This window comes from Paenibacillus sp. GYB003, assembly GCF_036577625.1.
Taxonomy (GTDB): Bacteria; Bacillota; Bacilli; order Paenibacillales; family NBRC-103111; genus Paenibacillus_AB.
Window position 1 is genome coordinate 1 of record NZ_JARBDC010000056.1, and the last position, 10,998, is coordinate 10,998.

13 protein-coding genes are annotated in these 10,998 nt (G+C 56.6%); 8 read left to right on the forward strand and 5 right to left on the reverse strand.

Features of this window, described 5'->3' with window-relative positions:
• From PV407_RS18700 to PV407_RS18715, 4 genes are all read left to right on the forward strand, one after another.
• On the forward strand, positions 1-990 hold a 990-nt coding region (locus tag PV407_RS18700), incomplete at its 5' end, for an Ig-like domain-containing protein (protein WP_332091479.1).
• 286 nt (positions 991-1,276) lie between these two features.
• Positions 1,277-3,259, forward strand: a complete 1,983-nt coding sequence (locus tag PV407_RS18705; protein ID WP_332091480.1) for an S-layer homology domain-containing protein — start codon at positions 1,277-1,279, stop codon at positions 3,257-3,259.
• A gap of 114 nt (positions 3,260-3,373) precedes the next feature.
• On the forward strand, positions 3,374-4,198 hold the full coding sequence (locus PV407_RS18710) for a hypothetical protein (RefSeq protein WP_332091481.1): 825 nt from the start codon (positions 3,374-3,376) through the stop codon (positions 4,196-4,198).
• Entirely contained in the window at positions 4,195-4,497 is a 303-nt protein-coding gene (locus PV407_RS18715; protein ID WP_332091482.1) for a hypothetical protein, read from the forward strand. Before PV407_RS18710 ends, PV407_RS18715 begins: the two co-directional genes overlap by 4 nt.
• 65 nt (positions 4,498-4,562) lie before the next feature.
• On the opposite strand, the gene PV407_RS18720 is transcribed toward PV407_RS18715, so the two are convergent.
• Positions 4,563-5,540, reverse strand: a complete 978-nt coding sequence (locus PV407_RS18720) for an alpha/beta hydrolase (protein WP_332091483.1) — start codon at positions 5,538-5,540, stop codon at positions 4,563-4,565.
• A gap of 436 nt (positions 5,541-5,976) precedes the next feature.
• Between PV407_RS18720 and PV407_RS18725 the strand changes: the two genes are divergently transcribed.
• The 4 genes from PV407_RS18725 to PV407_RS18740 all read left to right on the forward strand — a co-directional run bounded on the left by PV407_RS18725 (position 5,977) and on the right by PV407_RS18740 (position 8,139).
• The gene (locus PV407_RS18725; RefSeq protein WP_332091485.1) at positions 5,977-6,723 is read left to right on the forward strand and encodes an IclR family transcriptional regulator; all 747 of its coding nucleotides are present in this window, start codon (positions 5,977-5,979) and stop codon (positions 6,721-6,723) included.
• 136 nt (positions 6,724-6,859) lie between these two features.
• Positions 6,860-7,114: a GlsB/YeaQ/YmgE family stress response membrane protein gene (locus tag PV407_RS18730; RefSeq protein ID WP_332091486.1), complete on the forward strand. Its 255-nt coding sequence runs from the start codon at positions 6,860-6,862 to the stop codon at positions 7,112-7,114.
• A 64-nt stretch (positions 7,115-7,178) separates the two neighbouring features.
• Positions 7,179-7,589 (forward strand): YtxH domain-containing protein, encoded by a 411-nt coding sequence (locus PV407_RS18735; RefSeq protein WP_332091487.1) that lies wholly within the window; start codon positions 7,179-7,181, stop codon positions 7,587-7,589.
• 43 nt (positions 7,590-7,632) lie between these two features.
• Positions 7,633-8,139, forward strand: coding sequence for a hypothetical protein (locus PV407_RS18740; protein ID WP_332091488.1), 507 nt, complete (start codon positions 7,633-7,635; stop codon positions 8,137-8,139).
• A gap of 270 nt (positions 8,140-8,409) precedes the next feature.
• Here PV407_RS18740 and PV407_RS18745 read toward each other — a convergent pair whose 3' ends face one another.
• From PV407_RS18745 to PV407_RS18760, 4 genes are all read right to left on the reverse strand, one after another.
• Positions 8,410-8,745, reverse strand: coding sequence for a hypothetical protein (locus PV407_RS18745; protein ID WP_332091489.1), 336 nt, complete (start codon positions 8,743-8,745; stop codon positions 8,410-8,412).
• 264 nt (positions 8,746-9,009) lie between these two features.
• The gene (locus tag PV407_RS18750) at positions 9,010-9,777 is read right to left on the reverse strand and encodes a sigma-70 family RNA polymerase sigma factor (protein WP_332091490.1); all 768 of its coding nucleotides are present in this window, start codon (positions 9,775-9,777) and stop codon (positions 9,010-9,012) included.
• On the reverse strand, positions 9,774-10,217 hold the full coding sequence (gene rsbW / locus PV407_RS18755; RefSeq protein ID WP_332091491.1) for an anti-sigma B factor RsbW: 444 nt from the start codon (positions 10,215-10,217) through the stop codon (positions 9,774-9,776). The genes PV407_RS18750 and rsbW overlap by 4 nt, the downstream gene beginning before the upstream one ends.
• Before the next feature lie 21 nt (positions 10,218-10,238).
• Positions 10,239-10,583 (reverse strand): STAS domain-containing protein, encoded by a 345-nt coding sequence (locus tag PV407_RS18760; protein ID WP_332091492.1) that lies wholly within the window; start codon positions 10,581-10,583, stop codon positions 10,239-10,241.
• Positions 10,584-10,998: the final 415 nt, after the last annotated feature.

The following is a 10,998-nucleotide window of genomic DNA, read 5'->3' on the forward strand; positions in this document are numbered from 1 at the left end:
GTAACCGGATTGAGCGCATCGACCGCGTACAAAGCGTATGTCATCGTGAAAGACGCGGCGGGCAACGTTTCGAGCGTAGCGGAAATCGCGGTAACGACGACAGCAGCACCGGATACGACGGCACCGGAAGCTCCGGTCGTCAATCCGGTCGATAGCGACGATACCACCGTAACAGGCACAGCCGAAGCCGGATCGACTGTGACGGTTAAAGCAGGCAGCACCGTGGTAGGAAGCGGAACGGCAACGGGAGGAACCTTCACCATTGCCATCGCGGCACAACCGGCAGGGACGGTACTGACGGTAACGGCGACGGATGCGTCCAACAATGAAAGCACGGCAACGACGGTAACCGTCACAGAAGCACCAGACACAACCGCCCCAATCGTCACAATCGTAAACAACGACACGACCATTATCGTTGGAGCAACCGTAACCGTAAGAAGCAGCGAAACCGGAACGGCATATCTCGTACCGGAGTCGGCAGCGATTACGGACAAAGCTTCGCTTGAAGCACTCGTCACTGCCGGCACGGCGGTGAAGGCTTCCGTTACTACGGCGAACCACGACACGCCTTTCGGAACGACGGGCCTTGCTGTCGGGGCGTACAAAGCGTATGCCGTAGACGCAACTGGAAACGTATCTGCGGCTTCCACCGCAACGATCACATTGATCGCCGTACCGAAACCATTCAAAATCACAACAGAATCCCTTACACAGGAGGGCGGCATCAAAGCAACCGTTACGGTGGCGCCGAACGCGGAAGCGCCTGCCCATGAGGGCAAGGAAGTCGTGATCTTCCAATTGCTGAAAGGCAACCAACCGATCAGCATCGTTGCTTTGGAGAAAGACATCCAAGCTTCCGAAAGCTTTACGGCGCACTTTAATGTAACAGGCACCGACTACTCCGTGAAAGTGTTCGTCGTGGATGCTTACGGCAACAGCATTACCGATGTCGGCAATAGCTTGGCGGATGCCGTCACATTGAAGTAAGGATTGGCAGCACAATACGGTAATCGAGCCTGGCTTCGGCCAGGTTCGATGTACACCATGAAAGTGAGGATATCAAGTGAGGATACGATTACTCAGTATCGCAACCGTTGTGGCGCTTTTGCTTGCTTTAATGCCGCTCAGTGTATTCGCCGCATCGACTAACGTTTCGTTAACGGACATAACGGATCAAAAACCCGGAAACGAGGTTACGGTATCCGGAACGTCCCAATTTGACGAAGTCATCATTAAGGTTATCCGGCCTAACCAGACGGTGTTGTACTACGACGTGGTTAAGCCCCAAAACGGGACGTATTCCCAAACCTTCACTCTCCCCGGGGATGCCGATCTCGGCACCTATCAAGTGGTAGCGGGAAAAGGGACGGATGTTGCGACCGATGAATTCGCCGTGACCTCGACGGTGCCCGCGAGCAAGAACGCCAACTTGAAATCGCTGCAGGTAACCGAGGCTTCGCTCGGTTTTACGGCCGATAACCTGGCGTATACAGTTAGTGTCGGCAATAGCGTCAGCAGCGTTACGGTTACCGCAGCTGCCGAAGACGCTCAAGCGACCGTAACAATCAATGGCGAAGCGGTTGCGAGCAAGACCGTCGCATTGAACGAAGGCTCCAATTCGGTTTCGATCGAAGTGACGGCTCCGGACGGCGTCACCAAAAAAACGTACAGTGTGACGATCAAACGTGCGGCTGCCCAAACGGCGGAGCCAAATAAGCCTATACAAGTGACTACCGAGCCGGTGAGCATTACCGTTCCGTCCGGCGTAACGAACGCGAAAATTCAAGTAGAAACTGAGGTTACCGGAACCACGAAACAGGCTACGCTCCCGTTAGTGGAGGTCAAAGCATCGACTTCGTTGGGGAATGTGACGGTTTCGATCCCTGAAGGTACGAAAATAACGGCTCCGTCCAATTGGGACGGAACGATTAAGCTGCCCGAAGTGCTGAGCAACAGCAGCGTATCGGTGAGTGGCGGAACGGTTAACGCCGTTATCGAAGTCGGATCGCCGGATGTTACGCTTACGTTCGATAAGGCCGTACGTTTGCTCCTTCCGGGACAAGCGGGTAAAGCGGCCGGTTATGTGAAACAGGGCGTCTTTAAGCCGATTACGAGTACGGTCACCGCGGATACCCAAGCGGCTGCCGACAGTGAAATCGCTGAAGGCGGAGATGCGAAAATTAACGCCGGCAGCGACTTGGCGATTTGGACGAAGCACTTCACCAAGTTTGCCAGCTATACCGTCAATACCGGCACGGATACCCCGTCCGGCGGCTATATCGGCGGCTGCTGCGCTTCTACCAATTCGAGCACGATAAACGCCGCAAACGGCGGAACGGTTACATTGAACGGAGCCAAAATCGCCGTTCCGGCGGGAGCCTTTACCGGCGATTTCCAAGTGACCGTCGATAAAGTATCGAATACGAGCAGCTTGCCGAAAGACGACTCGCTGAAACTGATCAGCGACGTTTACGAAATCAAGAAAAACAAAGACGGCGATTTCAGCAAGCCAGTTGTCATTACGCTGCCGTATAACAAATCGAGCGTCGATCTGGATAAATCGAACGTCGGCGTCTACTGGCTGAATGAAAAAACGAACAAATGGACGCCGCTCGACAATGTGCAGGTCGATAAATCGAACGCGCAAGCATCGGGGTCCGTCACCCATTTCACGAAGTTCGCCGTCATGGCTTCCGCCAAAACGGAAACGAAGCCTGAGCCGTCCAAGCCGCTCGAGCTTACCGACATTAAAGGCCATTGGGCGGAAAAGAGCATTCGCGAGCTGATTCAATCGGGCGCCATAAACGGTTACCCCGACCAAACGTTCAAGCCGGACAACAACATTACGCGTGCCGAATTCGTAACCGTCGTTGTCAAAGCGTTCAAGTTCGCCAATCAGACGGGCAAAAGCTTCTCGGACACGGCGGATCATTGGGCCAAAAATTCGATCGCTACCGCCGCCGCGCTGGGCATCATCGAAGGGTACAGCGATACGGTTTTCGGTCCGGACGATCTGATTACCCGCGAGCAAATGGCCGCGATTATCGTCAAAGCCGCCAAAGTCGAATTGGTCGCCGAAGGTAAAGTGTACCAAGATAGCGCGGACATTTCCGAATGGGCCAAATCGGTCATCGCTACCGCAACCTCGAAGGGTCTTATGAACGGTTACGAGGACGATACGATTCGACCGACCGGACACGCAACTCGCGCCGAAGCGGTAACCGTCATTCTCCGATCGTTGGCATTTAAAAAGTAAGGCAAGCAATAGGGAGCAGGGTGTGATCCTGCTTCCTTTCTTTTCGATTCATTGACAATGAGAATCATTATCAATATAATGAACTTGTGTTGAAGTCGGAAGGAGAGATGACCGGTGTCCAAGCCCGCCGAACCCCGCATCTGGAACAAGAAGTTTCCGCATATATCGTCCGTAGCCGCGGGTGCTGACGGAACCGTATACGCTTCCTCGCTCGGGCGCGGCGTCTACGCTATCGATAGCCAAGGCGATTGGAGGGAGCTTGTGGAGCAGTGGCCCGCCGGTGCGACGGTCAATCGGTTGGCGGTCATCGGCGGCTCATTAACGGCATGTACGAGCGATGGAATATATCGATTGCGGGAAGGTTGCTGGGAGTCGACGGACATTGCCGTTCCCGCCTATCAGCTGCGCGTGGGAGAAGGCGGCACGATGCTGGCCGCGACGCAGTACGGCCTATGGCGCAACTTGGACGACGGCTGGTCCAGCTGGGCCTACGCCGAATCGGTCGTATACGATTTGCTTTATTTGCCCGGATTTATTATCGCCGGATTCGATCGCGGAATCGCTTTGTACGACCGGCTGACCGGAGAATGGGCCGAATTCGGCTTGCGAGTCGGTGTGACGAGTTTAGGCGTATACCGCGGATGTTTGGTCGGCTCGGGGGAAAACGGACAGTTGGTCGTCGGAACGAAGCGAGGAGGGTTCGCAGCTTGCGGTTTTGACGGATTGGTCATTATGGGGTTAATCCAAAAAGGGCGCGATCTGTATGTCTGCTCGGACAAAGGACTGTTCCGTCTCGGATTATGGCGGGACCGCGTTACGCTGCTGCCGGTGCGGCTCGGATTTCCCGTTGCGGATGCCGACTGGATCGGCGATACGATGGTCGTCGCTACGTTATTCCGGGGAATCCAACTGGTGGAGAAGGAGAGTGGGGAAGCGTGATCGCGGTCGTCCAACGGCTCCGCTTGAACTATGGCTGCGGAAGCAGCCTGCTGGCCGGAATCGAAGCGTTCAAGCGGCGTGTCGGCGCGGACCGATGGACTTCGATCGAAGTGTTATCGGCCCGCAGTCCGGAGCAGTACGAGGAATATATCGTCACGACGCGATGGACGCTTACGTTCGAGCAGTTCGAACGGTTCCATATCGATTGGTACGGCGCGATATTGGCGGCTTTGCGGCCGTCCGACGTTATCCGGTACGAATGCTCCTGCTATGAAACGGTTCTCAAGCAGGACGGTTAGCGCCGATGCTGTCCGGACTCGCGTTCGAATGGCCGGAGGACTGAATCGGAGCGACCGAAGTCTTGTCAAAACGTTTCCGCCTCGACGCCGCTCAAAAACGCCATCGTCCGCTTCACGTATTCTTTTTTGTTCGCTTTGTACAGAAGCTCGTGCCGGCCCTCCGGCAGCAGCCACAGGCTCGACTTCGGGGACGATTGACTAGCGTGGATGAGCTGCGCGACGTCGTACGGCGCCTTGGCGTCTTTTTGGCCGTGGATGAAAAAGATCGGCATCGGGTAGTCCGTTTCCTTTACCGTTTGATACGGAATTTGGTTCATGCTGGTGCCGTTCAATACCGGAAAAAACAGGCGGATGAGCGGCAAGGAAGGGAATTTCGGCAAATCGACCCGCTGCTTGATATTATGGAACATCGTGTCGGGCTCGAGCAGAAACGTACTGTCGAGAATCATCGCTTCGATCTCTTTGCCGTGCAGCGCCGTCTGCAGCGCGGTGCCCGCGCCCATGGAGAAGCCCCATACGTACGTATGCTTCATCCCTTTTCGTTTCGCGAAATCGATCGCTCCCTGCAGCTCGCGCGATTCGCGCACGCCGCCCGTAACGGAAAGATTCGGCTGAACGTAGCCGTAATCGAACAGCAGCACGTTGTAGCTCCGCTTGTTCAGCTCCTTCGCCAAGCTGTAGAACGGTACCCACAGCTCTTCGCGGTTGCCCCCGTAGCCGTGGGAGAAAATGACGGCTTTGTCCGAGCCTTCCGCCGGGATAAACCAGCCTTCCAAGGCGCTGGCTCCGTCGCTGCTTGCGAAACGAACGTCCTCGTAGGGGAGGCCTGCCGCCAGCAGCGGGTTCGAGCTAAGCGGGGCGATGGCCGGACGCGCGAGCATCCAGGCGATATAGCCGTGAAAGGCGAGAAGCGCGCATGCGGCGAGAAGGAGCAGGCTCGCGAGCGGAATGAAGATCCACAGCTTTTTGCGGGAAATGGTTATGGGAGCGCTTCCATTTGAGGGCGCAGCATACGGTACGGATGCGACGGTCGTAGTTTCCATGGGAATCCCTCCATTCTGTGCGTGCAAAAGATGGCGGCGTCAAGGGATAGCGGCTGTACGGGCGGCTGCACTTTCTGTATATGAAGGTAGTACAGTTATTTAGGGACAATGAACGGGCATTATAAGGAATGTCTATATATTCATCTTATGGCGTTACAAGCCGTTCGGTCAATAGCCGCGCGGCAGGAAACGTCTGGAAAGGGAGGGCTTCCGGCCGGCTGCTCGTATTTAACCGGATAAAGGGTGAGGCAGCCGGGAAACGTGCAAAAGGACGGGAGGTTTTCTCGCACTTGCGGCGGCTCGTATCTCCGGCTGCTTCAAAAGTTTATCCCGAGCGTTCCGGACTACTTCATGAACTCTTTACGATCGCGCGAAGAATATGTATACTAAAGTAAAACCGAGTTTCATATAATGAAACAGTTGGAGCGAATCGACAATGGACGATAGTAAGCTGACCGTGCGCGCCGTTGAGCGGGCGCTTGATATTTTATCCGTTTTTACCGATGAAACGGAGCTCAGCCTCACCGAAATCGCGGCCAAAACGAAGCTTCACAAAAGCACGGTTCACCGGCTGCTGGCATCGCTCGAAGGGAAAGACTTCATAACCCGCAACGCGGAAACGGAAAAATACAGGCTCGGCTTCCGGATCTGGGAACTTGCCGCCCATTTGTCGCAAAACGACGATCCGGCGATCCTGCTCCAGCCGGAAATGGAACGGCTGCGCGATGCGATCGGCGAGACGATCAGCCTGTACGTCAGGGATGGGGGAGAGCGCATCCGGATTCAGGCGGTGCAGAGCAACCAGGCGATCCGCCGCGTCGCCCCGATCGGCGCCAGGCTGCCGCTGAATGTCGGCGCGTCCAGCAAAGTGCTGATCGCGTTCGCCGACCGCGACGTGCAGGAGGAAGTGCTGGAAGCGCTGGAATGGTCCGGCGAGGCCGAAAAGAGCTCGTTCGTCAAGCAGCTCGCCGAAATACGCCGGCTCGGCTATGCGACCAGCGTCGAGGAGCGGGAACCGGGCGCCGCGGCCGTATCCGCCCCTATCTTCAACCGGTCGCACAAGCTCGTCGCGGCGTTGGCGGCTTCGGGGCCGTCGAACCGGCTGACGCTGGAAAGCATGCGGGAGCACGCCTCGCTCGTGATCGAGGCCGCGAACCGAATGGGCAAAATGCTGATGAAATAACGTTTATAACGAAGGCCGAGACACCCGACGGAGGGGTGTCTTTTTTGTCGTTTTCGATTGACTGTTTCAGAGACGGAGCCGAAGGGTAATACAACGTAAGGCGGCCGCTAAGGATTTTGGAAGGAGGCGACCCGGAATGGGAATATGGATCAGCATTCTGATGGCTGTATTAATCGGAACGATCGGGGACGCACTCGTCAAAAACAAAATGCCCGGCGGGCTGTTCGGCTCCATGCTCGCGGGCTTTGCCGGCGGCTGGCTCGGATCGCTGCTGCTTGGCAGCTGGGGCCCCGTTATCGGGGGCTTCGCCGTTATTCCGGCGATCGTCGGCAGCGCCTTGTTCGTTTTTTTGCTGGGGTTGCTGTCGCAGGCGCTGCGAAAATCGGCCTAACGCCGCCATAGCCGCGACGACACGAAGGACGATTCCAATTACGCGAACGAGGAGGAAACGAAATATGAAGCTATCAGGCACATGGAAAGGCGCAATCATCGGTACGGTGGCCGGCGCGACGGCCGCTCTTCTGCTGGCCCCCGAGTCGGGGAAACGGATGCGCGAGCGGCTGAGACGCAAATCGCGCGACGTATACGACAAGGCGGCGGAAGTGACGCAAAACGTCCGCGAGAGAACGGCCGAGCTGGCCAATGACATACGCGATAAAACGGATGAGATCCGCAGCAAGGTTCGCGACAAGTCGGCCCATGCGGCTGACGAAGCGGCGGCGGGCGTCGGGAAGGCGGCGGACGCGATCGGGGACAAAGCCGGGGAGCTGTCCGACAAAGCGCGGGAGGCGCTCCAATCGGCGGAAGCCCGGTCGAAGGAAGCCGCGGAGGAAGCCAAGGAAAGGGTCAAAGCGTCGCTCGGATAGCGCGGCGCCGGAAACGCGATCAACGGTTAAGGAGGCGAACGGAATGAATCAGACGAGGATGAGTGTGAAGAGAGGCAGCGAGGAGTTCGAGCGGGCCGTCGTAAAGCTCGGCTTCATGCCGGGCGAGCTGGAAGGACGCAAAGTCGTGCAGCTGACGTTTGTTTCTCCCGAACGGAAAGGTAAAATCGTATACCGGATTCCGTTCGTCTCCGACGAGACCGAGACGATCACGCTGCTCGTGCACGAGGCCGATTTTTTCGGCGAATGGGCCGGCGCAGGCGTTCCCGACTCGATTCGGGAACAGGCGTTTTCGAAGCTGTGCGAGCTGATCGGGGTAAGCGGCGATATGCCGGACGACCGTCGGGGGCAGGGCGAACAAAGACGAACCGTCGATAGCATCACTCGCGATTCGGTGCAAGCGGGCGCGGTAAACGGGGTGATGGCGCAGGACGAGCACGATTTGGTTCGGCTGGGCAAAGAAATGAAGGCGATGAAAACGAACTCCGAGCTGGAGCAGGAAGGCATGGTGCCCGATCCGATTCAAAGCTGACGCCGCGATGCCGGCGTCTTTCTTTTGCCCTGGAAGTCCAGGGAGAAGCCCCGTATTCCGTGCGCTGTGCATTCTGTGGATAAGATGTGCATAAAGTTGGGGATAACAAAAGCTTCTGATCGAAGCTTTTCGATGCTGGTACATCCGTGTTTTGGCGGCCATTCTATATCGGTAACGAAAAAACAGGCCTCGGCGGCCTGTCTTTTCACATGGCGGCAGCGGTTCGCCGCAAGAAGCATATCCATGAATCGGCCTGCCGGCGATGACGGCTTACCCCGCATCCGCTTTCGCCCTTCTCGCGATCAAATCGTTCCATTCCTGCTCGGAGAAACGGCGTTCAAGCACCCAGTTTACGGCGATCGGACGCCGGCCGTACCGGACAAACTCGTCTTCCTTCAAATAGTAACCGTGCTCCCTGGCGATTCGGTAAGCTAAGCAAAACTGCTCGGCCGCATCGAGCGCCCGCTCCAGCTTGCCGAACGTGCCGAGCGCGCGCCCGAAGCCGAGCGGGTTCGTCCTCGCTTGAATCGAAATCGTGAATGAACGGCCATCCTCGCAAACCAATACGTCGCTTTCGAAACAACGAATTTGATGCTTGACTTCCATGTTCGTTCACCGCCTATCGGATTATTACGGGTTACCGTACTTATCATTACACGCGGCATAGGCAGTTGAAACCGGTTTCGCCAAAAAATGTTTGCGAATGCCGCGAAGCCGCGCGGGATTGATTGGCGGCGGACCGCAAAGACGGAGGCGCCGGCCTGTCCGGTTCGTTTCCGCGGCCCGCGGCCAAGCCCCCCGAGAAGAAAAAGCGCTAACGCTCGAAGCTTGCTCCGAAGCGTTAACGCGGATGCCGTGCGGCGCGCTGCATCAAGGATCGCCTTCCTCCAGCAGCGTTTTCAGCTTGTCGGTCGCCCGTTTCAATATTCGCGACACGCTCATTTGCGATACGCCCAGCCTGTCGGCAATGGCGCGCTGGGGCAAGCCGTGCTCGAAGGCGAGGACGAGCACCTGCCGCTCCTCGAGCTTCAGCTTGCCGACCGCGTCGGCCAAATCCATCCGGTTTTCGACCGAATCGTATTCGTTCGTTTCGGCGCCGATCAGATCGCCGAGCGTAAAGGCGGAATCGTCCTCGGACACGGGCGTGTCCAGCGATACGTAATGGTACAGCTCGCGTCCGGCGAACACCTCCATCGTCTCCTCGTACGAAAGCCCGAGGTGCTGCGCGATTTCTTCGATGTTCGGAGAGCGCTCGAGCCGGACGGTCAGCTCGTCGACCGCCTGCCGGAGCTGCGCTCCTTTTTCTTTGATCCGGCGAGGCACCTGGATGTACCAGGACTTGTCCCGCAAATAATTTTTCATATGACCGATGATGCTTTTCATGGCGTATGGCTCGAAAGGGCTGCCCAATCCGGCATCGAACTGGTCGAATAAACGGAGGAGGGCCATCTGGCCCACCTGGAGCAAATCTTCATAAAGGTCGGGACGGTTGCGGGACATTTTGCCCGCCGCCAGCTTGACCATCGGTTCGTATTGCCGGATGAGCGCTGTCGCCAATTCGTCCGTCTTGTTGCGCTGATATTCCACAATATCGGCGACGGACTCGTCGGGGGAAGGCCATGCCGGGTTTGCGCTCATGCCATCTCCTCACTCCTGGCGAGACGCTTCGTCAAGACGACCTCCGTGCCGATTCCGCTCAGCACGTCGACTTCGTCCATGAGCGCCTGCATCAAGTATAGGCCGAGACCGCCGGCTTCGAGCTGCTCGATCGTTTTGCCGCGCGTCGGCGGGACGGTTTGCAGTTCCGAAGAAACGTCGAAGCTTCTTCCTTCGTCCTTGACGACGATCGTAAGCGCGTCCGGAGCGATCCGGAACCGGATTTCCATATGGCCCGCCTCGTCGTACGCATGAAGGACCGCGTTGTTGCAAGCTTCGGATACGGCGACTTTCATATCTTCGATGTCTTCGTAGAGGAAGCCCAGCTTCGAGGCGATTCCGTACAGCGTCAGCCGGACGAGATCGACATAGTCGGCCGTAGCCGGAACGCGGAGTGTAACGCAAGGTTCAAGAGGTTTCATCGCTGTTTTCTCTATCCTTTCTCAATGGGCTGGAGCCGCCGGCGGGACGCTGGAGTTCAAAAACGGGGTGATGCCGGTCATGTCGAACAGTTTCTTGATGTGCGAAGGGATCGCCTCGACCGTAAACGCCCCGTTGCGGGCATGGCGGGCTTTCAGCACCGAAATGAGGATGCCGATTCCCGTGCTGTCGATATAGCGCAGCTCCTGCAAATTCAACGTAAGGATCCGGTCGCAAAGCTCCACAAGCGGTTCCATGACGGCGCGCATTTGCGAAGCCGCTTCCAAGTCGAGCTCGCCGCTTATGTATACCGTGCAGCGCCCTTCCTTCGTTTCGGTGCGCATTCGAAATTTATGGGAGGCATGCATAAGGCCAAACCATCTCCTTTGCCGTAATCGTCGATTCGTCGGTTGAGACTCGGTTTTAACCGTAATACATATGTAACCTCGGCGTTGTCATTTGAAACAGGTTGGCGAAAAAAAAGTTTTCGCCCGTGCGGATGCGTTTAAAGCGGAAGCCCGGCGGGTAACGACGTAGTAAGCCGGCCGTTAAACGATACCATCCGAAAGGAGCGGTTCCGATGAATATCGAACAGCATCGCAATGTCGAGATCGAGAAAAAGAACATTGAAAAAAGAACGGACTCCAGCCTGGTAGTGATATTATCCCCTTACGGTAGACAGTGAAAAAAGAGTTCATGATATCATGGATTCAGCACTGTTGACCGGAGGGGATTTTTTTATGCCACCCAAGAAGGGGCAAAAGTTTAATCGTTATGATGAAG